At 67.1% G+C, this 21314-nt stretch carries 18 protein-coding genes and 1 pseudogene; 6 read left to right on the top strand and 13 right to left on the bottom strand.

Annotation, left to right across the window (positions count from 1 at the left end):
• Positions 1-66 precede the first annotated feature (66 nt).
• From rodA to AC5LXK_RS16450, 5 genes are all read right to left on the bottom strand, one after another.
• Positions 67-1215, bottom strand: a complete 1149-nt coding sequence (gene rodA / locus AC5LXK_RS16470) for a rod shape-determining protein RodA (RefSeq protein ID WP_493389751.1) — start codon at positions 1213-1215, stop codon at positions 67-69.
• A gap of 11 nt (positions 1216-1226) precedes the next feature.
• Positions 1227-3503 carry a penicillin-binding protein 2 gene (mrdA, locus tag AC5LXK_RS16465; RefSeq protein WP_493389750.1) on the bottom strand — a complete coding sequence of 759 codons (2277 nt, stop codon included), beginning with the start codon at positions 3501-3503 and terminating at the stop codon, positions 1227-1229.
• Between the two features lie 102 nt (positions 3504-3605).
• Positions 3606-4118 (bottom strand): rod shape-determining protein MreD, encoded by a 513-nt coding sequence (gene mreD, locus AC5LXK_RS16460; protein WP_009687274.1) that lies wholly within the window; start codon positions 4116-4118, stop codon positions 3606-3608.
• On the bottom strand, positions 4115-5182 hold the full coding sequence (mreC, locus tag AC5LXK_RS16455) for a rod shape-determining protein MreC (protein ID WP_493389749.1): 1068 nt from the start codon (positions 5180-5182) through the stop codon (positions 4115-4117). The genes mreD and mreC overlap by 4 nt, the downstream gene beginning before the upstream one ends.
• 125 nt (positions 5183-5307) lie before the next feature.
• A complete protein-coding gene (locus AC5LXK_RS16450; protein WP_004189550.1) occupies positions 5308-6351 on the bottom strand; it encodes a rod shape-determining protein in 1044 nt (347 codons plus the stop codon).
• A gap of 367 nt (positions 6352-6718) precedes the next feature.
• On the opposite strand from AC5LXK_RS16450, the gene gatC reads away from it, so the two are divergent.
• The 5 genes and pseudogenes from gatC to AC5LXK_RS16425 all read left to right on the top strand — a co-directional run bounded on the left by gatC (position 6719) and on the right by AC5LXK_RS16425 (position 11910).
• Positions 6719-7018, top strand: a complete 300-nt coding sequence (gene gatC / locus AC5LXK_RS16445) for an Asp-tRNA(Asn)/Glu-tRNA(Gln) amidotransferase subunit GatC (protein ID WP_006477478.1) — start codon at positions 6719-6721, stop codon at positions 7016-7018.
• 69 nt (positions 7019-7087) lie between these two features.
• Positions 7088-8575 (top strand): annotated as a pseudogene (gatA, locus tag AC5LXK_RS16440) (Asp-tRNA(Asn)/Glu-tRNA(Gln) amidotransferase subunit GatA); the annotation flags it as partial.
• An 86-nt stretch (positions 8576-8661) separates the two neighbouring features.
• Complete coding sequence (gene gatB, locus AC5LXK_RS16435) at positions 8662-10137, top strand: Asp-tRNA(Asn)/Glu-tRNA(Gln) amidotransferase subunit GatB (protein ID WP_493389748.1); 1476 nt, start codon at positions 8662-8664, stop codon at positions 10135-10137.
• Between the two features lie 118 nt (positions 10138-10255).
• Positions 10256-11095, top strand: coding sequence for a polyphosphate kinase 2 family protein (locus tag AC5LXK_RS16430; protein WP_493389747.1), 840 nt, complete (start codon positions 10256-10258; stop codon positions 11093-11095).
• 41 nt (positions 11096-11136) lie between these two features.
• Positions 11137-11910, top strand: a complete 774-nt coding sequence (locus AC5LXK_RS16425; protein ID WP_493389746.1) for an exodeoxyribonuclease III — start codon at positions 11137-11139, stop codon at positions 11908-11910.
• 87 nt (positions 11911-11997) lie between these two features.
• Here AC5LXK_RS16425 and AC5LXK_RS16420 read toward each other — a convergent pair whose 3' ends face one another.
• A complete protein-coding gene (locus AC5LXK_RS16420) occupies positions 11998-13050 on the bottom strand; it encodes an NAD(P)-dependent alcohol dehydrogenase (protein WP_175847295.1) in 1053 nt (350 codons plus the stop codon).
• 227 nt (positions 13051-13277) lie between these two features.
• On the opposite strand from AC5LXK_RS16420, the gene AC5LXK_RS16415 reads away from it, so the two are divergent.
• A complete protein-coding gene (locus AC5LXK_RS16415; protein ID WP_493389745.1) occupies positions 13278-14222 on the top strand; it encodes an AraC family transcriptional regulator in 945 nt (314 codons plus the stop codon).
• 21 nt (positions 14223-14243) lie between these two features.
• On the opposite strand, the gene AC5LXK_RS16410 is transcribed toward AC5LXK_RS16415, so the two are convergent.
• The 7 genes from AC5LXK_RS16410 to argB all read right to left on the bottom strand — a co-directional run bounded on the left by AC5LXK_RS16410 (position 14244) and on the right by argB (position 21176).
• Positions 14244-15296: a M48 family metallopeptidase gene (locus AC5LXK_RS16410; RefSeq protein WP_493389744.1), complete on the bottom strand. Its 1053-nt coding sequence runs from the start codon at positions 15294-15296 to the stop codon at positions 14244-14246.
• On the bottom strand, positions 15286-16707 hold the full coding sequence (locus tag AC5LXK_RS16405) for an AmpG family muropeptide MFS transporter (protein WP_493389743.1): 1422 nt from the start codon (positions 16705-16707) through the stop codon (positions 15286-15288). The genes AC5LXK_RS16410 and AC5LXK_RS16405 overlap by 11 nt, the downstream gene beginning before the upstream one ends.
• A 119-nt stretch (positions 16708-16826) precedes the next feature.
• Entirely contained in the window at positions 16827-17435 is a 609-nt protein-coding gene (metW, locus tag AC5LXK_RS16400) for a methionine biosynthesis protein MetW (protein ID WP_006484645.1), read from the bottom strand.
• Complete coding sequence (gene metX, locus AC5LXK_RS16395; protein ID WP_493389742.1) at positions 17432-18577, bottom strand: homoserine O-succinyltransferase MetX; 1146 nt, start codon at positions 18575-18577, stop codon at positions 17432-17434. The genes metW and metX overlap by 4 nt, the downstream gene beginning before the upstream one ends.
• Positions 18578-18856: 279 nt before the next feature.
• Positions 18857-19522, bottom strand: a complete 666-nt coding sequence (gene slmA / locus AC5LXK_RS16390; protein ID WP_493389741.1) for a nucleoid occlusion factor SlmA — start codon at positions 19520-19522, stop codon at positions 18857-18859.
• A complete protein-coding gene (locus AC5LXK_RS16385) occupies positions 19489-20280 on the bottom strand; it encodes a pyrimidine 5'-nucleotidase (RefSeq protein ID WP_493389740.1) in 792 nt (263 codons plus the stop codon). The genes slmA and AC5LXK_RS16385 overlap by 34 nt, the downstream gene beginning before the upstream one ends.
• A complete protein-coding gene (gene argB, locus AC5LXK_RS16380) occupies positions 20277-21176 on the bottom strand; it encodes an acetylglutamate kinase (RefSeq protein ID WP_006490510.1) in 900 nt (299 codons plus the stop codon). The genes AC5LXK_RS16385 and argB overlap by 4 nt, the downstream gene beginning before the upstream one ends.
• Positions 21177-21314 lie beyond the last annotated feature (138 nt).

Here is a 21314-nt window from a genome sequence, read left to right as displayed (position 1 = left end):
TGGCGTGCCCCATGAAAAACGGCGCCCCCGGGCGCCGTTTCCTTTGCTGCGGCGCGTGCCGCGCGGTCAGCTCTTCATCAGCCGCCGCTGCCGCCCGACGCTCATGATCATCCCGATCGCGATGCCGAGCGTCGTGAGCGCGGTGCCGCCGTAGCTCATGAACGGCAGCGGCACGCCGACGACCGGCAGCACGCCGCTCACCATCCCGATGTTGACGAACGCATAGACGAAGAACGCGAGCGTGAGCGAGCCCGCGAGCAGCCGGCCGAACAGCGTCGCGCCCTGCGCGGCGATGTAGAGCCCGCGCGCGATCAGCGCCATGTACAGCGTCAGCAGCACGAGCCCGCCGACGAGCCCCCATTCCTCCGAGAACACCGCGAAGATGAAGTCGGTGTGCTTTTCCGGAATGAATTCGAGGTGGGCCTGCGTGCCTTTCAGGTAGCCCTTGCCGAGCACGCCGCCCGAGCCGATCGCGATCACGGCCTGAATCGTGTGGAAACCCTTGCCGAGCGGGTCGGAAGTCGGGTCGAGCAGCGTACACACGCGGTGCTTCTGGTAATCGTGCATCAGCGGCCACTGTACTTCGGGCTGGCAGATGCGTTCCTCGAACACGGCGATCGAGCCGACCGCGATCACGCCCGCGATGAGCACCGGCACGATCAGCTTGAACGACAGGCCGGCGAGGTAGATCACGAAGAACCCGGCCGCGAACACGAGCAGGCCCGTGCCGAGGTCGGGCTGTTTCGCAATCAGCCCGACCGGCACCAGCAGGATCGCGAACGCGGCGACGAAGTCGTACCAGCGCACACCGCCTTCACGGCGCTGGTAGTACCACGCGAGCATCAGCGGTGTCGCGATCTTGAGGATTTCGGACGGCTGGATCACGACGCCGACGTTCAGCCAGCGTTTCGCGCCCTTCTTGGTCATCCCGAACAGCGCGACGGCAATCAGCAGCGCGACCCCGAACGTATAGAGCGGGACCGCGAAGCGCATCAGCGTGGTCGGCGGGATGTTGGCGATCACCCACATCAGCACGAACGTCAGCAGGATGTTGCGCAACTGGTCCTCGACGCGGCCCGGCATGTCGATCGCCGCGCTGTACAGCGTGACGATGCCGACGCACAGCAACAGGAACACGATGAGGGCGAGCGGGCGGTCGAAGCCCGCGAACATCTGCTTGATCTTGTCGAGCCAGGCGCGCTTGTCGAATTGCATGCCTTTCTCCGTTAATGAGCGGTGCCGGCGTCCGCCGCCTTCGCGGGCGCCGTCGCACGGTGGTTGTCGTCCCGCGGCGTGGCGACGAGCGGCTGCGCGTCGCTGGCGGGCCGGTGCGGCCGGTGCGGGCGCCGGATCGGCGGCAGGCTCGCGGCCCTCGGCGCCGCGGCGCTCGCGTCGGCCGGCTGGGCCGCGCTGGCGCCTGCCGCGTCCGATGCCGCGGCGGCCGATGCCGCATCCGCCGCGCTGGCCGCGGTCGGCACGACCGGCTGCGGCAGCGCCGTGAAGCCGGCCGCGACGCCGGCGGGCCGGTTCGCGTCGCCGATCACCGGCGCATTGATGGGTTCGGTCGCCGACGCGGCGGCCGCCACGGCCGCGGCCTCGTTCTGCGGGTTCTGGCGATCGACGAGATAGAAGTCGAGCACGCGGCGCGCGATCGGGCCCGCGGCCTGCGCGCCCCAGCCGCCGTTTTCGACGATCAGCGCGACTGCGATCTGCGGATGGTCGACCGGCGCGTACGCGATGAACAGCGCGTGGTCGCGCAGGTGCTCGGCGAGCAGGTGGCCCTTGTAGTTGCCGCCCTGCAGCGAGAACACCTGGGCGGTACCGGTCTTGCCGGCCGCGAGGTATTGCGCGCCGCGGAAGATCTTGTAGCCGGTGCCCGACGGGTTCTCGATCACGTTTTCCATCCCGCGCTTCACGACGTCGATGTCGGACTGCTTGAGCGGGATCACCTCGCTTTCCTTCGGCACGGTCAGGCGGCGACCGCGCGTGATCGGATCCTCGATTTCCTTCACGAGGTGGGGCTTCATCACGATGCCGTTGTTCGCGAGCGTCGCGGTCGCGTGCGCGAGCTGCAGGATCGTGAACGAGTTGTAGCCCTGGCCGATCCCGAGGCTGATCGTCTCGCCGTCGAACCACTTCTGCTGCGCGGCCTTCTTGAACGCCTTCTTCTTCCAGTCGGTCGACGGCAGGATCCCGCGCGCCTCGCCCTGGATATCGATGCCGGTGATCTGGCCGAAGCCGAACGGCTTCATGAAGTTCGCGATCGAGTTCACGCCGAGGTCGCGCGCGAGCATGTAGAAGTAGGTGTCGTTCGACACCATGATCGCCTTGTTCATGTCGACCCAGCCCTGGCCGGAGCGCACGTCGTTGCGGAACGTGTGACCGCCGAACGTGAAGTAGCCGGGATCCTGGAAGCCCCAGCCCGGCGTGCGCTTGCCGAGCGTCAGGCCGGCGAGCGCCATGAACGGCTTGTACGTCGAGCCGGGCGGGTAGGTGCCGTGCAGCGGGCGGTTCAGCAGCGGCTTGTCGGGCGAGTTGTTCAGCTCGTCCCAGGTCTGCTGGTCGATGCCGTCGACGAACGAGTTCGGATCGAAGCTCGGCGACGACACGAACGCGAGCACGTCGCCCGTCTTCGGCTCGATCGCGACGAGCGCACCGCGCTTGCCGGCGAACGCCTGCTCGGCGACCTGCTGCAGCCCGATGTCGAGCGACAGCACGAGGTTGTTGCCGGGCGTCGCCTGCGTGCGCGACAGCGTGCGCACCGGCCGGCCGCCGGCCGTCACCTCGACTTCCTCGAAACCCGTCAGCCCGTGCAGCTCGGTCTCGTAGCTCTGCTCGACGCCGATCTTGCCGATGTAGTCGGTGCCCTTGTAGTTGTTCGCGTCGCGGCGCGGATCGTAGTGTTCCTGGTCGCTGTCGTTGTCGTCGCTCATTGCGTCGATGCGATCCTGGTCGCGCTTCGAGATTCGGCCGATGTAGCCGATCACGTGCGCGGCCGTCATGCCGAGCGGGTACTGGCGGAACAGCCGCGCGCGCACGTCGACGCCGGGGAAGCGGAAACGCTGCGCGGTGAAGCGCGCGACTTCCGCGTCGGTGAGCCGCGTGCGGATCGGCAGGCTCTCGAAGTTCTTCGAGTCTTCCTGCAGTTTCTTGAAGCGGCGGCGGTCGCGGGCGTCGATCGGGATGATCTCGGACAGCTTGTCGATCGTGTTGTCGAGCGTGTCGTCGAGCTTCGACGGCGTGATCTCGAGCGTGTACGCCGAATAGTTCTTCGCGAGGATCACGCCGTTGCGGTCGGTGATGATCCCGCGGTTCGGCACGATCGGCGCGACCGAGATGCGGTTTTCCTCGGCCTGCAGCGCGTATTTGCCGTGCTGCATCAACTGCAGGTAGAAGAAGCGGCTCGCGAGCAGCCCGAAGCAGACGAACACGAACACGCCCGCGGCCGCGACGCGCAGGCGGAACCTCGAGAGCTGCTGTTGGGTGTCGTTGAATTCGGTCATGCGGTTAAAGGCGATCTGACCCGCGCGCGGGCGGGCGAGGTGCCGCCCCGGAACGCGGCGCGCGGCGGGCGTGGGGGCGGCGGGTATTCAAGGTCGGCGGGCTCAGATGGGGCGCGTGTCGTCCGGGTCGACCGGGCGGCGTTGCGGCATCAGCAGCAGGTGGCTTGCGATCGGCCACAGCGCGGCTTCGACGAAGCCGTCGACCAGATAGCGCCAGCCCGGAAACGCGGCGCCCATCACGAGACGGATCACGAACGGCACGAGCTGCGCGACGACGAGCAGCGGCGTGACGTACAGCACCTGTACGCCGATCGGCATCCACAGCACGCGGCGGTGGATCGTGATCGCGCCGTACGACAGCAGCGTATAGGCGAGCGCGTGCTCGCCGAGCAGCCCCGCGTCATGCACGTCCATCAGGATGCCGAGCGCGAACGCGACGCCCATCCCGACCTTGCGCGGCTGGTGAATGTTCCAGAACAGCAGCACGAGCGCGACGAAGTCGGGCACGCCGGGCAGGCGGCCCCACGGCATCAGGTTCAACAGGAACGCGGCGGCGAGGCTGAAGACGATGAAGTACGGATTGACCGGCTGCAGGATGTATTGCGGGCGGTTCATCGCTGGGCTCCTGGTTGCCCGGCCGCAGGCTTCGCGGGTGCGGTGGCCGGCTTGGCCGGAGCGGCGGGCGCCGCCGGCGCGGGCTTCGCGCCGGGCTGGGCCGCGGCGGCCGGCTTCGCGTTCGCGTCGGCCTTGTCGGCTTTCTCGCCCTTCGCGGCGGCTTTCGCGCCCTTTTTGCCCTTCGCGTTCTTGTCGGTGGCCGGGTCGGGCTCGGCCGGACGCGGCGGGATGTCGTTCTGGTAGTGCAGCACGAGCATCTGGCGCGCGCCGCGCACGGCGGCGACGGGCGCGCAGGTCACGCGTGCGAATGCGGTATCGGCGAGCTTGTCGACGCGCACGACCTTCGCGACCGGCAGGCCGGGCGGATAGACGCCGTCGAGGCCGCTCGTGACGAGCTCGTCGCCGACGACGAGATCCGCGCTCGTCGGCACGAAGCGCAGGTCGAGCGAATCGCCCTTCGGCGTGCCGTAGATCACGCTGCGCAGGCCGGTGCGCAGCACCTGCACGGGAATTGCGAGATCGCGGTCGGTGACCAGCGTGACTTCGGCCTGCAGCGGGAACACGCGTGTGACCTGGCCGATCACGCCGTCTTCGCTGACGACGGGCGAGCCGTCCTGGATGCCTTGCTGCGAGCCTTGCCCGACCACGATCTTCTGCGTGAACGGATCGCTCGTGTCGTACTGGATCTCGACCGGCGTCGATTGCGTCGCGATGTGCTGGCGCAGCTCGAGCACCGCGCGCAGGTGTGCGTTTTCCTGCGTGAGCACGGCGGCCTGGTTGGCCTGGGTGGACAGTTGCAGGTTGCGCTTGCGGAGGTCGTCGTTCTCGTGGCGCAGCGACGCGCCGGTGACGGCGATGTCGGCGGCGCCCATGAACAGGTCGCGCGGCACGAGCGCCGCGCGCTGCAGCGGATAGAGCACGGTGCCGAGTACGCCGCGCACGATTTCGAGCGTGCTGAAGCGCGCGTCCGACACGAGGAGCGCGATCGCGAGGGCAACGAAGAAGATGAGCCGCGCGAGCGCGGGCGGACCTTGCTTGAAGAGGGGCGGCGGACTGTATTCCATGGTCGGCGCCGGGCGCGTGTGATCGGTTAAATAATGCTCAGACGCGCAAACGGCGTGGCGGTTCGTTCTGAACGAGCGATCCGGCCACGCCGCGGGTGCGTCATGTCAAGAAACTGCCTAGACGATCACTCGTACGAGAAGATGCTGCCCAGCTTGTCCATGCGCTCGAGCGCCATGCCCGAACCGCGTACGACGCAGGTGAGCGGATCTTCCGCGACGAGCACCGGCAGGCCGGTTTCTTCCGCGAGCAGGCGATCCAGATCGCGCAGCAGTGCGCCGCCGCCCGTCAGCATCATCCCGCGTTCCGCGATGTCGGCGCCGAGTTCCGGCGGCGTCTGTTCGAGCGCGATCTTCACCGACGACACGATCTGGTTCAGCGGATCGGTCAGCGCTTCGAGGATTTCGTTGCTGGAGATCGTGAAGCTGCGCGGGATGCCTTCCGACAGGTTGCGGCCCTTCACTTCCATTTCCTTGACTTCGGAACCCGGGAACGCGGAGCCGATTTCCTTCTTGATCGCCTCGGCGGTCTGTTCGCCGATCAGCATCCCGTAGTTGCGGCGGATGTAGTTGACGATCGCCTCGTCGAACTTGTCGCCGCCGACGCGGACCGAACCCTTGTACACGATGCCGCCGAGCGAGATCACGCCGACTTCGGTCGTGCCGCCGCCGATGTCGACGACCATCGAGCCGGTGGCTTCCGACACCGGCAGGCCTGCGCCGATCGCGGCCGCCATCGGCTCCTCGATCAGGTAGACCTGCGATGCGCCGGCGCCGTGCGCGGCTTCCTTGATCGCGCGGCGCTCGACCTGGGTCGAGCCGCACGGCACGCAGATGATGATGCGCGGCGACGGCGAGAACATGCGCGATTCGTGAGCGGTCTTGATGAACTGCTTGATCATCTGCTCGGTGACGGTGAAGTCGGCGATCACGCCGTCCTTCATCGGGCGGATCGCCTCGATGTTGCCCGGCACCTTGCCGAGCATCTGCTTGGCTTCCTTGCCGACCGCCTGGATCGTCTTCTTGCCGTTGGGGCCGCCTTCCTGGCGGATCGACACGACGGACGGTTCATCGAGCACGATGCCCTTGCCGCGCATGTAGATCAGGGTGTTTGCGGTGCCGAGGTCGATCGCAAGATCGTTGGAGAAGTAGCTGCGCAAAAAACCGAACATTCAGAATCCTGTTTCGCTCTGGGCCGGCCCTGCATAGCGAACGCTGAGGGCGGCAGCGGAAAAAATAACAGCCTCGGGAAGCGTGGCGGAAGCGGCCGCCGCGGCGCACGAAGCTGCGAGTGATGTCTACCGGGGATTGCACGATGCACGCACGGCTTGCCGAAGCGGGGCGAAACGGTGCGGGAAAAGGCTGCCGGGTTTGGGTCGAACGCGTAATGATACCTTATAATTTCACGGTATTTGAATCGAAACGGACGGTATTTTTGCCGCTTCGGCCCCGATTTTTGAGGGTGGGATCGCACCCTCCAACCCCCCGTCGCAGTGCGGCTTTCGATGCACTGCGCAGCCTTGTTTTTCCGGTGATCGCATGGCCCTGACCCTGACCGATGTGAAACGCATCGCGCACCTGGCGCGACTCGAAATGGCCGACGCCGACGCCGAGCACATGCTCGGCCAGCTCAATGAATTCTTCGGCCTCGTCGAACAGATGCAGGCGGTGGATACCGCCGGCATCGCGCCGCTCGCCCACCCGATCGAACAGATCCAGGAGGTCGCGCAGCGCCTGCGCGACGACGCCGTGACGGAAGTCGTCAATCGCGACGACAACCAGCGTCCGGCGCCGGCCGTCCAGGACGGCCTCTATCTCGTGCCGAAGGTGATCGAGTAAGCATTCGATGACAAGCGCGCCGGCCGCCTTGCGCCGCGCGCCACCCAGAATTCCCAGGAAAACCACTCAATGCACGCAAAAAGCCTGACCGAACTGCGCGCCGCGCTCGCCGCCAAGGAATGCTCGGCCGTCGAGCTCGCGCAGCACTACCTGAAACGGATCGACGCCGCACGCGACCTGAACGCGTTCGTCCACGTCGATGCCGATCTGACCCTCGCGCAGGCGAAAGCCGCCGACGCGGAGCTCGCGCGCGGCGCGGGCGGCGCGCTCACCGGCCTGCCGATCGCGCACAAGGACGTCTTCGTCACGCGCGGCTGGCGCTCGACCGCCGGCTCGAAGATGCTCGCGAACTACGAGAGCCCGTTCGATGCGACCGTCGTCGCCCGCCTGCAGGCGGCCGGCATGGTCACGCTCGGCAAGACCAACATGGACGAGTTCGCGATGGGCTCGTCGAACGAGAATTCGGCGTTCGGCGCGGTGAAGAACCCGTGGGACACGAACGCGGTGCCGGGCGGCAGCTCGGGCGGCAGCTCGGCCGCCGTCGCCGCGCGCCTCGCGCCGGCCGCGACCGGCACCGACACCGGCGGCTCGATCCGCCAGCCCGCGTCGTTCGCGGGCGTGACGGGCATCAAGCCGACCTACGGCCGCGTGTCGCGCTACGGGATGATCGCGTTCGCGTCGTCGCTCGACCAGGGCGGCCCGATGGCGCAGAGCGCATCCGACTGCGCGCTGCTGCTGAACGCGATGGCCGGCTTCGACGAGCGCGACTCGACGAGCCTCGAGCGCGACGACGAAGATTTCACGCGCCATCTCGGCCAGCCGTGGGCGGCCGGCAACGACGCGGGCAAGCCGCTCGCGGGCCTGCGCATCGGCCTGCCGAACGAGTATTTCGGCGACGGCCTCGCCGACGACGTGCGCGCGACGATCGACGCCGCGCTTAAGGCTTATGAAGCGCTCGGCGCGACGCTCGTGCCGGTGTCGCTGCCGAAAACGCAGCTGTCGATTCCCGTGTACTACGTGATCGCGCCGGCGGAAGCGTCGTCGAACCTGTCGCGTTTCGACGGCGTGCGCTTCGGCCACCGCGCCGCGCAGTACGGCGACCTGCTCGACATGTACAAGAAGTCGCGCGCCGAAGGCTTCGGCCCCGAGGTGAAGCGCCGCATCCTGGTCGGCGCGTACGTGCTGTCGCACGGCTACTACGACGCGTACTACCTGCAGGCGCAGAAGATCCGTCGCATCATCGCGAACGATTTCCAGGAAGCGTTCAAGTCCTGCGACGTGATCATGGGCCCGGCGTCGCCGACGGTCGCATGGGATCTCGGCGCGAAGGGCGACGATCCGGTGCAGATGTATCTCGCGGATATCTACACGCTGTCGGTGAGCCTCGCCGGCTTGCCCGGCATGAGCGTGCCGTGCGGCTTCGGTGCGGGCGCGAATGCGAAGCGCCCGGTCGGCCTGCAGATCATCGGCAACTATTTCAACGAAGCCCGGATGCTGCAGGTCGCCGACGCGTTCCAGCGCGCGACCGACTGGCACAAGCAAGTACCGGCAGGGGTGGGGAATGAGCCCCCACGCTCACTTTGTTCGCTGCCCCCCGAGGGGGCGCATGCCTCCCTTGAGGCGGCTCGGCGGGAGGCATGAACATGGCTACTCAATGGGAAGTCGTTATCGGTCTCGAGACGCACGCGCAACTGTCGACCGTCTCGAAGATTTTCTCGGGCGCGTCGACGCAGTTCGGCGCCGAGCCGAACACGCAGGCCTGCCCGGTCGACCTGGCGCTGCCGGGTGTGCTGCCGGTGCTGAACCGTGGCGCGGTCGAGCGGGCGATCCGCTTCGGCCTCGCGATCGGCTCGACCATCGCGCCGCGCAGCATCTTCGCGCGCAAGAATTATTTCTACCCCGATCTGCCGAAGGGCTATCAGATCAGCCAGTACGAGATTCCGGTCGTGCAGGGCGGCCAGATCACGATCCAGGTGCCCGCCAACGAAAAGGCCGGCAAGGTCGCGTACGAAAAGACGGTCAACCTGACCCGCGCGCACCTCGAGGAAGATGCGGGCAAGTCGCTGCATGAAGACTTCGCCGGCGCAACGGGGATCGACCTGAACCGCGCGGGCACGCCGCTGCTCGAGATCGTCACCGAGCCGGAAATGCGCAGCGCGGCCGAGGCCGTCGCGTACGCGAAGGCGCTGCACGGTCTCGTCGTGTGGCTCGGCATCTGCGACGGCAACATGCAGGAAGGCTCGTTCCGCTGCGACGCGAACGTGTCGGTGCGCCCGGTCGGCCAGGAGAAGTTCGGCACGCGCGCGGAAATCAAGAACCTGAACTCGTTCCGGTTCCTCGAGGAAGCGATCAACTACGAAGTCCGTCGCCAGATCGAGCTGATCGAGGACGGCGGCGAAGTCGTGCAGGAAACGCGCCTGTACGATCCGGACAAGCGCGAGACGCGCTCGATGCGCAGCAAGGAAGACGCGCACGACTACCGCTACTTCCCCGATCCCGACCTGATGCCGCTCGTGATCGGCCAGGACTGGGTCGAGCGCGTGCAGTCCGGGATGCCCGAGCTGCCGGCCGCGATGCAGCAGCGCTTCGTCGACGAGTACGGCGTGTCCGCGTACGACGCGGGCGTGCTGACGTCGAGCAAGGCGATGGCCGCGTATTTCGAGGCGGTGGTCGCGAAGGCCGGCGCCGCCAACGCGAAGATCGTCGCGAACTGGCTGATGGGCGACGTGTCGTCGCAGCTGAACCGCGACGGCATCGAGATCGACGCGATCCCCGTGTCGGCCGCGCAGCTCGCGCTGCTGCTGCAGCGCATCGCGGACGGCACGATCTCGAACAAGATCGCGAAGGAAATCTTCGCGGCGATCTGGGACGAGAAGGCGACCGACGAAGGCGCGGCCGACCGCATCATCGACGCGAAGGGGCTGAAGCAGATCTCCGACACCGGCGCGCTGGAAGCGATCATCGACGAAGTGCTCGCGGCGAACGCGAAGTCGGTCGAGGAATTCCGCGCGGGCAAGGAAAAGGCGTTCAACGCGCTGATCGGCCAGGCCATGAAGGCGACGAAGGGCAAGGCCAATCCGCAGCAGGTCAACGAACTGCTGAAGAAGAAGCTCGGCTGAGCATGACCGCGCGCCTGAACCGCGCTTGACGACGGGCCGCCCCGAACCAGTTCGGGGCGGCCCGTTGCGTTTGGTGGATGCGTTATCGTATGCACCACACCGTCCAACGGAGGAACGAATGGCCAAACAACCGTCGCTCGACGATTTCCGCGTGCCGTACAGCACGCGCGAGAAGGAAGCCGCCGCATTCAAGCTCGATGCGTTCGACCCGGGCGCGAAGCCGTTTTCGTCCGGCTCGAAGGACGCCGACCGCGAGCGCCTGTCAGCCGTGTCGACCGAGCTCGACACGCAGCAGGAGCGCCTGCACACGCAGCAGAAGAAGCGCGTGCTGCTCGTGCTGCAGGGGATGGACACCAGCGGCAAGGACGGCACCGTGCGTGCGGTGTTCCGCGACGTCGATCCGCTCGGCCTGCGTATCGTGCCGTTCAAGGCACCGACGCCGATCGAGGCCGCGCACGACTTCCTGTGGCGCGTGCATGCGCAAGTGCCGGCCGCGGGCGAGCTCGCGATCTTCAACCGCAGCCACTACGAAGACGTGCTCGTGCCGCGCGTGCTCGATGCGATCGACGCCAAGGAATGCGAGCGCCGCTACCGGCAGATCCGCGATTTCGAGGCGATGCTGTTCGAGAACGGCACGACGATCATCAAGTGTTTCCTGCACATCTCGAAGGACGAGCAGCGCGAGCGGCTGCAGGCGCGCATCGACGATCCGGCCAAGCACTGGAAGTTCGACATCTCCGACCTCGACGCACGCAAGCACTGGGATGCGTACCAGTCCGCGTACCGCGACGCGCTCGCGGCGACGTCGGCCGAGCATGCGCCGTGGTACGTGATCCCGGCGGATTCGAAGACGCACCGCAACGTGATGATCGCCGAGCTGCTGCTGCGCGCGATGACCGACATGAAGCTGGAATTCCCGCCGCCGAAGCCCGAGCTCGACGGCGTGAAGATCCGTTAAGCTGCCACCCTGTAACAACATCGAACTGAACGGAACCCGACATGATGCGAGTGATTACCGCCAACCTGAACGGCATCCGCTCCGCCGCGAAGAAGGGCTTCTTCGAATGGCTCGGCGAACAGAACGCCGATTGCGTGTGCGTGCAGGAAATCAAGGTGTCGGCCGACGACCTGCCGGACGAATTCGTCGAGCCGCACGGCTTCAAGAGCTATTTCCACCACGCCGAGAAGAAGGGCTACAGCGGCGCGGGCGTGTACAGCCGCCGCGAGCCCGATGACGTGATCATCGGCTTCGGCAGCAGCGAATTCGATGCCGAAGGGCGCTACGTCGAAGCGCGCTACGGCAAGCTGTCGGTCGTGTCGGTGTACGTGCCGTCCGGCTCGAGCGGCGAAGAACGCCAGCAGGCGAAGTACCGCTTCATGGACGAATTCATGCCGCACCTCGCCGCGCTGAAGAAGAAGCGCGAGGTGATCCTGTGCGGCGACGTGAACATCGTCCACAAGGAAATCGACATCAAGAACTGGAAGAGCAACCAGAAGAACTCGGGTTGCCTGCCGGAAGAGCGCGAATGGCTCACGAAGCTGTTCGACGATGTCGGCTACGTCGACGTGTTCCGCACGCTCGACCCGCGCGCCGAGCAGTACACGTGGTGGAGCAACCGCGGCCAGGCATACGCGAAGAACGTCGGGTGGCGGATCGATTACCAGATCGCGACGCCGGGCGTGGCCGGCACCGCGAAAAGCACGTCGATCTTCAAGGACATCAAGTTCAGCGACCATGCGCCGCTGACGATCGACTACGACTACAAGAAGTGAGCGCGGGCGCTGCGCCGCGTTGCGCAGCCGCCGAATGCAAAACGGGCCGCATGTCAGACATGCGGCCCGTTTCGTTTGACGCGGCGCTTACTGCTTGATCGACGCCATATCGATCACGAACCGGTACTTCACGTCGCTCTTCAGCATCCGCTCGTAAGCGGCATTGATCTGCTGCATCGGAATCGTTTCGATATCCGACGTGATCCCGTGCTCCGCGCAGAAGTCGAGCATTTCCTGGGTTTCCGCGATCCCGCCGATCAGCGAGCCCGCGAGGCGGCGGCGCTTGAAGATCAGGTTGAACACCTGCGGCGACGGGTGATCGTGTTCCGGCGCGCCGACGAGCGTCATCGTGCCGTCGCGCTTCAGCAGGTGCAGGAACGGGTTCAGGTCGTGCTGCGCGGCGACCGTATTCAGGATGAAGTCGAAGCTGTTCAGGTGCGCGTTCATCTGCGCTTCGTCCTTCGAGATCACGACTTCGTGCGCGCCGACGCGCTTGCCGTCCTCGATCTTCGACGGCGACGTCGTGAACAGCACGACGTGCGCACCCATCGCGCGCGCCAGCTTCACGCCCATGTGGCCGAGGCCGCCGAGGCCGACGATACCGACCTTCTTGCCGGGGCCGACGTTCCACTGGCGCAACGGCGAGTAGGTCGTGATCCCCGCGCACAGCAGCGGCGCGGCGCCGGCCGGGTCGAGCGTTTCCGGCACGCGCAGCACGAACGCCTCGTCGACGACGAGCTGCGTCGAATAGCCGCCGAACGTGATGTCGCCCGTCACGCGGTCCTGGCCGTTGTAGGTGCCGACGAAGCCGTTCTCGCAATACTGCTCGAGGCCGTCCGCGCAGCTCGGGCAGGTGCGGCACGAATCGACGAGGCAGCCGACGCCGACCAGCTCGCCGACCTTGAAGCGCGAGACCTGCGCGCCGGTGGCGGTCACGCGGCCGACGATTTCATGGCCCGGCACGACCGGGTAGATCGTGTTGCGCCATTCGTTGCGCGCCTGGTGCAGGTCCGAGTGGCAGACGCCGCAGTAGAGGACGTCGATCTGGACGTCGAGGTCGCGCAGCGCGCGACGCTGGAATTCGAACGGGGCGAGCGGCGACTGCGAATCGGTCGCCGCGTAGGCATAGGTTGTGCTCATGCGGTGGGCTCCTTGTCCGGAACGGATCCGGTGAAACAGACTGCCGTCGCATCATGTGGCGATGCGGCGAGACAGGACGTCATCGTAAGGAGCGCGGCGCCGCGGCGAAATACACGAAGGTCTGGAAGATTTGCCTATTCCTCTCGAATTGCACGCGAACAGCCTTCAAAACGCATGCATGGTGCTACATTGCGAGCCAGATTCTCTTGCCGGACAGGACCACGCCGATGAGCTTCCAGCCCTTTTTGGCCGACGCGGGCGACCGCGTGCAGCGCCGCATGATCGAGCTGCACACGCGCCTCGCACCGAACGCGGGCGACACGCTCGCGGCGCTCGACGGCGTGCGCTTCATCCGCGTGACCCGTCCCGCGCCGCGCATGCCCGTGCTGTACGAACCGAGCATCATCGTCGTATGCCAGGGGCGCAAGCTCGGCTATCTCGGCGAGCGCTCGTTCGTGTACGACGCGCAGCAGTATCTGGTGCTGTCGGTGCCGCTGCCGTTCGAGTGCGAGACGTTCGCGAGCATGGACGAGCCGTTTCTCGCGATCTCGATCCGTGTCGACCTGGCGGTGATCGCCGAACTCGCGATCCTGCTGGACGAGACGCTCGGTGCGGCCGCCAGCGAGCCGCTCGGCGTCTATTCGACGCCGCTCGACGCGCCGCTGGCCGACGCGGTCGTGCGGCTGCTCGAAGCGCTCGCGTCGCCGCACGACACGCGTGTGCTCGGGCCGGCGATCATGCGCGAGATCGCGTATCGCGTGCTGACGGGTGAGCAGGGCGACGCGATGCGCGCGGCGCTCGTGCAGCAGCATCATTTCGGCCGCATCGCGAAGGCATTGCGGCGCATCCATGCCGATCTGAAGGCCGATCTCGACGTCGAGACGCTCGCCCGCGAGGCCGGAATGAGCCTCGCGGTGTTCCACGCGCAGTTCAAGCACGTGACGGCGACGTCGCCGATGCAGTACGTGAAGGCGGCGCGGCTGCACCAGGCGCGCCTGATGATGGTGCAGGACGGGGTGGGCGCCGGCACGGCGGCCGCGCGCGTCGGCTATGCGAGCGCGTCGCAGTTCAGCCGCGAATTCAAGCGGCTGTTCGGTCGCAGCCCCGGTGACGAGGTGCGCTGGATGCGTGAAAGCGGGGTCCGCCCTGTCGCGGCGGCCGTGGACGCGTAGCGTCCGGCGTCGCGCGACGGCTCAGCGCCGCACGACCTTGCGCCGTTGCGCGCTGATGCCCGCGTAGTCGGGCAGCGTGTCGACGCGCTTGCCGATCGCCTTTGCATACAGCGGCATCAGGTCCGGCAGTCGGTTCAGCAGATCCTGGCGTCGCGCGGTGCTGTACGGGTGCGTGTAGATGAAGCCCGTCGCCTTGTTCGCGCGCGTCGCGACCGCGAGCTTGTCCCACAGCGTGATCGCCGCGCGCGGATCGAAACCCGCGCGTGCGGCGATGTCGCCGCCGATCACGTCGGCTTCGGTCTCGTCGGTCGGGTCGTAGTGGAGCGCCTGCAGGCGTTCGCCGAGGTTCAGCGCCTGCGGCAGCGGATCGCCGACGCCGAACAGCGGCGGCAGCGCGGCGGCGCGCAGCGACGTTTGCGACGTCGCGCTGAAGTTGCTGCGCGCATGTTCGCGCAGCGCATGCGCGATGCCGTGCGCGAGCAGCACGCCGAGCTCGTCGTCGTTCAGGCGGATGCGGTCGAGCATGCCGCCGTACACGAGCACCTTGCCGCCCGGCAGGCAGGTCATGCGGATGTCGCGTGAGCGGATCGCGTTGACGTCCCACGCCCAGTTCTTCACGCGATCGTTCCATTTCACCGAATACGGCGCGAGCTTCGCGACGATCGCGCGCAGGCGTTTCACGCGCGGCTGGTTCGCGGGCAGCAGGCGGTTGCTGTCGGCGGCGGCCTGCACGATCTGCGCGTATTCGTTCGCGGTGAGCTGTTCGAGCAGCGGCGACGGGATCAGCGTGCGGAATGCGAGCGCGTTGCCGTAGCGGATCTGCTGCGGCGTCTGCGCGTAGGCTTTCGCCGGCACCGCGGCGCCGGTCGGTTGCGCGGCTTCGGCGGTGGATGGCGTGACGGGGGCGGCCGATGGCGCCGGCGTGGCGGGCGTTGCCTGCGCCGCGGCCGGTGCGGAGCCTGCTGCGGTCGTGCCGGCGTCGGCTGCGTGCGCGAACGTCGCGGCGAATGCCGCGGCACCGACGCTCAGCGAAGCCGCAACGTGTGCGATGCGATGCAGGGTGTTACTGCGCACGGCTGGCCTCGCCGTTGCGTGCGGTACCGTTCCACGGTGCGATCTTGAACAGCAGCAACATGCCGGGGATCGCGAGCGCGGTACAGACGATGAAGTAGTCGAACCAGCCGATCTTCGCGACGACGAAGCCGCTCGCGGCCGATGCGAGCGTGCGCGGCACCGATGCGAGGCTCGTGAACAGCGCGAACTGCGTGGCCGTGTAGCGCGGGTCGGTCGTGCTCGCGATATACGCGACGAACGCGGCCATCGTCAGGCCCGTCGTGAAGGTTTCGAAACCGTAGACGATCGCGAGCGCGACCGTCATCGGGCTGAATTGCGGCGTGACGGCAATGCCGAACACCGACAGCGCCGATGCGATTGCGTGGCTGGTCGATACGGTGAAGTCGTAGAGCATCGCGAGCGCCGGCGAGCCGGGGCCGAGCTGCGCGAGCCACGCGAAGCCGAGCGTCGACACCATCTGCAGCGCGCCGAAGATCCACAGCCCGCGGCCGATGCCGATCTTCACGAGCCAGATGCCGCCGATGATGCCGCCGGCGACGCTCGCGACGAGCGCGGTGGTTTTCGCGACGATGCCGATCTCGGTGCGCGTGAAGCCGATGTCGAGGAAGAACGACGTCGACAGCGTGGTGGCCATCGTGTCGCCGATCTTGAACAGGAAGATGAACGCGATGACGAGCAGCGCGCCGGCCCAGCCGTCGCGCAGGATGAATTCGCGGAACGGCAGCACGATCGCGTCGCGCAGGTTGCGCGGCGGCGTGCCGACCACTTCGGGCTCGCGCACGACGAGCGTCATCAGGATGCCCGGCAGCATGAACGCGCCGGTGAGCGCGAACACGGCGTCCCACGGCATGTGGTCGGACAGGATCAGCGCGAGCGAACCGGGAATCAGCGCGGCGAGCTTGTAGGCGTTCACGTGCACCGCGTTGCCGAGGCCCTGCTCGGTGTCGCGCAGCAGCTCGCGGCGGTACGCGTCGATCACGATGTCGGCGCTCGCGCCGAAGAACGCGACGAGCGTCGTGAGCGCGGCCACCGTCCAGATCGAATCGCGCGGCGACACGAAGCCGAGCGCGGCGATCGCGCCCGCGACCAGCAGCTGCGTGAGCAGCAGCCAGCCGCGCCGGCGGCCCGGCCGCCAGCCGGGCAGGCGCGGGACGTAGCGATCCATCAGCGGCGCCCACAGGAACTTCCACGTATACGGGAACTGGATCAGCGCGAACAGGCCGATTTCCTTCAGGTTCACGCCCTCGGAGCGCAGCCATGCCTGCACGAGGTAGACGAGCGTGAAGAGAGGCAGACCCGACGTGAAGCCCAGGAACACGCAGATCAGCATGTGCGTGTTCAGATAGGCGCGCCAGCCGGGGTGATCCTCGTGAGCGGTGAGTGCGGGCGCCTCGTGTGGCGTTTTCGACATGGACTGGAACTGGGTAGCGTTGACTGATTGCGGCGGCAGCGCAGGTGATGGCGCGAGCGGCGCAGGAGGGGCGGCCGCACGCGCGTGCGGACCGGATCTTCCGTCAACGGCCCCCCGGCTCAGCTGCGCTTGACGCGATAGACAGCAAGACTACCACGCCAGTTCGCTCCCCATCGAATCGGCTGGCCTTCGTGCAGCACGATGCGATCGAGAATCGTGACGCCGACTTCGGGCGCGAGCGCCTCGAAATCCTTGATCGTCAGCACCCGCACGTTCGGTGTGTTGTGCCACTGGTAAGGCAGCGATTTCGACACCGGCATCCGGCCGCGCAGCACCGACAGCCGGTGCGCCCAGTAGCCGAAGTTCGGGAACGACACGATGCATTCGCGCCCGACCCGCGCGGTTTCGCGCAGGATCGCGGCCGTCTGGTGGATCGTCTGCAGCGTCTGCGACAGGATCGCGATGTCGAAGCTGTGATCCTCGAACAGGCGCAGGCCGTCCTCGAGGTTCTGCTGGATCACGTTGATGCCGTTCTTCGTGCTCGCGAGCACGCCCGCGTCGTTCAGCTCGATCCCGTAGCCGGTGACGTCCAGCTCTTCCATCAGCAGCGACAGCAGCGAGCCGTCGCCGCAGCCGAGATCGAGCACGGTCGCGCGCGGCTCGACCCAGCGGGCGATCGCGCGGAAGTCCGCGCGCGCGGACAGGGAATTCAGTGCTTGCTGGTTCATGCACCCACCTCGGTGGCGATTCGTTCGTAATACGCGCGAATCACGTTGTGATAGCGCGCGTCGTCGAGCAGGAACGCGTCGTGACCGTGCGGCGCATCGATTTCCGCGTAACTGACCGTGCGCTTGTTGTCGAGCAGCGCCTTCACGAGTTCGCGCGAGCGCGCGGGCGCGAAACGCCAGTCGGTCGAGAAGCTCGCGACCAGGTATTTCGCCTGCGTGTGCGCGAGTGCGGCCGTCAGGTTGCCGTCGAACGCCTTCGCCGGGTCGAAGTAGTCGAGCGCGCGCGTGATCAGCAGGTAGGTGTTCGCGTCGAAGTAGTCGGCGAACTTGTCGCCCTGGTAGCGCAGGTACGACTCGACCTCGAATTCGACGTCGAAGCTGAAGTTGTACGCGTCGAGCGCGCCGTCGGCGCGACGCAGCGCCCGGCCGAATTTCTCGGCCATGTCGTCGTCGGACAGGTACGTGATGTGGCCGATCATCCGCGCGACGCGCAAGCCCCGCTTCGGCTTCACGCCGTGCGCGTAGTAGTCGCCGCCGTGGAAATCGGGGTCGGACAGGATCGCCGAGCGCGCAACCTCGTTGAACGCGATGTTCTGCGCGGACAACTTCGGCGTCGACGCGACGTCGATGCAGTGCGCGACGCGCTCCGGATACATCAGGCTCCACGCGAGCGCCTGCATCCCGCCGAGGCTGCCGCCCATCACCGCGGCGAAGCGCTCGATGCCGAACGCGTCGGCGACGCGCGCCTGCGCGTGCACCCAGTCCTCGACGGTGACGACCGGAAAGCGCGCGCCGTACGGCTTGCCGGTCGATGCGTCGATGCTCATCGGGCCGGTCGAGCCGAAGCACGAGCCGAGGTTGTTCACGCCGATCACGAAGAAGCGGTTGGTGTCGAGCGGCTTGCCGGGGCCGACCATGTTGTCCCACCAGCCGGTGCTGCGCGGATCGTCCGCGTAGACGCCGGCGACGTGGTGCGACGCGTTGAGCGCGTGGCAGACGAGCACCGCGTTCGAGCGCGCGGCGTTGAGTTCGCCGTACGTCTCGACGACGAGCTGATAGTTGCCGAGCACGCTGCCGCTTTGCAAGCGCAGCGGTTCGGCAAAGTGCATGGTCTGTGGAGCGACGATGCCGATCGATTCCATTCGTTCCGCCTTATGACTGGGCAGCTAAATGGTGTCGGCGATGCGCGGAGTCGGAGGTGCGCGGCTGACGACCTCTTTAGCCGCATTTGTAGTGAACCGCCGGGACAACGATGAAATCAACGCCCCGGCCGGTTCGCGCGCCCGCAATCGAGTCAGCAAATCGGCGCGCTTCCGACATACCGCCCGAGGGGCGGCAGTCGGGAAAGTATAGCGGAAATTGCGGGAGGCGGATTCCGGCGCGGGTGGCGGGGCGTGCCGTCGTCCGCTGTCACCCGCCGGCTACTGCAGGATCAGCCGCAGGTGCGCATCGGCCTGCTCGCCCGGCGGCTTCTGGAACCCGCCCTTCGCGAAGCGGTGCCAGCGGCCGATCACGTAGCTGACGAGCAGGCTCGCGCGGGCCGCCGGATCGTAGTCGGCCGGCAGCACGAACGGCGTCGCGCCGTCCTGCGGCGCATTCGCCTCGGTGCGCGCGACGCGCAGGCATTGCTTGACGGTCGCCTCGATCCGGTCGAGCAGCTGGTTCACGCGCTCGGTCAGCCGGTCGTCCTCGCCGACCAGCGCCTCGCCCGTGAGCACGCGCGTCATGCCGGGGTTCTTCGCGGCGAAATTGAGCATCGTCAGCGCGATCGTGCGCGCCTGCAGCACGCCGTTCGGCTCCTTCGCGACGATCTGGTTGACGAGCCCGAACAGCGCCTGCTCGATGAACTCGATCAGTCCTTCGTACATCTTCGCCTTGCTGGCGAAGTGCCGGTACAGCGCGGCTTCCGATACGTCGAGCCGGGCCGCGAGCGCGGCGGTCGTGATTTTCTCGGGTTTGGGGGCCTCGAGCATCGCCGCGAGCGTCTGCAGGATCATGACGCGGCGCTCGCCCGGCTTCGGGCGCGGGCGGGAGGGTGTGGCCTGGCTTTCCGTTACGGCTTGGTCCTGCGGGTAAGTCGGCTGCATTTTTGTCGCCCCGATCGAGTGCCCAGTCGGAGCGATTTTAGCGAACGAATGCGCTGATCGACATAGTGGGGACGCCCGGTACCCGGCAAATCGCCGGGCAGGTGGCCGGTGATCCACACCGTGCCGATGCCGAGACGCTTGTAGCGCTTCAGGTGGCCGCGCGTATCTTCGATGAGGATCGCGTCCGACACGCGCGCATGCGCGGCGCGCAACGTCCGGCGCAGCATCGTGTGATCGGGCTTCGCGCGCCACGTGCGGCGGTCGCGCATGTGCTCGATCGCGATCACGCGCTCGAACAGCCGCTCGATGCGCAGCTCGCGCAGCACCGCGCGCGCGTAGTTCTCCGGTGCGTTGGTCAGGATCAGCTTGCGCCCCGGGAGCGCGGCGACGATGCGCGCCAGGCCGCGCTCGGCGCGCACCATCGCGGGCAGGTCGGAAAACGTGTGGACCACGCGCAGGAAGTCGTGCGGGTCGATCGGATGATGGCGCGTGAGGCCTAGCAGCGCGGCGCCGTAGCGCTCGGTGTAGTCGTTGCGCAGGCGGTCGGCTTCGGCGCGCTCGACCTGCAGCGTGTCGATGATGTACTGCGTCATCGCACGGTTGATCTCGGGAAAGATCGCGTGCGATGCGTGGTGCAGCGTGTTGTCGAGGTCGAAGAGCCAGACGGGCGAGCCGGCGCGCGGCCGGCTGCGCGAGATGCGCCGGCGCCGCAGCGGGGCCGGCAGGTCGGGGCTGGCAGGCGGGCGGCGCGCGCTCAATGCGAGCGGATCATCGTGCCGAACGGCTGCTCGGTCAGGATTTCCAGCAGTACCGAATGCTCGATCCGGCCGTCGACGATGTGTACCGACTTCACGCCGCTCTTCGCGGCGTCGAGCGCCGACGAGATCTTCGGCAGCATGCCGCCGGAGATCGTGCCGTCTTCGAACAGCGCGTCGATCTCGCGTGCGGACAGGTCGGTCAGCAGGTTACCGTCCTTGTCCATCACGCCCGGGATGTTGGTCATCATCAGCAGCTTCTCGGCGTTCAGCACGGTCGCGAGCTTGCCCGCGACGAGGTCTGCGTTGATGTTGTACGAGAGGCCGTCTTCACCGAAGCCGATCGGCGAGATCACCGGGATGAACGCGTCGTCCTGCAGTGCCTTCACGACCGCCGGGTTGATCGCCTCGACTTCGCCGACCTGGCCGATGTCGATGTACTGGCCCGGGTTGTCGCGGTCCGGCATCAGCAGCTTGCGTGCGTGGATCAGGCCGCCGTCCTTGCCCGTCAGGCCCACCGCGTGGCCGCCGAAGTGGTTGATCAGCATCACGATGTCCTGCTGCACTTCGCCGCCCAGCACCCACTCGACGACTTCCATCGTCTCTTCGTCGGTGACGCGCATGCCCTGGATGAAGGTGCCGGCCTTGCCGATCTTCTTCAGCGCGTGATCGATCTGCGGACCGCCGCCGTGGACGATCACCGGGTTGATGCCGACCAGTTTCAGCAGGATCACGTCGCGCGCGAAGCCCTGCTTGAGCCGCTCTTCCGTCATCGCGTTGCCGCCGTATTTGATGACCACGGTCTTGCCGTGGTAACGGCGGATGTACGGCAGCGCCTCGGCGAGGATTTCTGCTTTCAGCGTGGGGGCGATCTGCGAGAGGTCGATGGGCTCGGACATGGCGGCGGCTCTGGCTGGGAACGGTTGAAACACGGCGAATTGTACAGGAGTGGCGCAGCGCAGCATCGGGTTTTTGGACGGGCCGGAACACCGGCGGCGCGACGCGGGCACCGTGCGCGGCGGCCCGCCGGCTATGGC

Source organism: Burkholderia pulmonis, from assembly GCF_984667975.1.
Note: the sequence above shows the minus strand (reverse complement) of the source record. Positions and strands in the feature narration are given on the sequence as shown.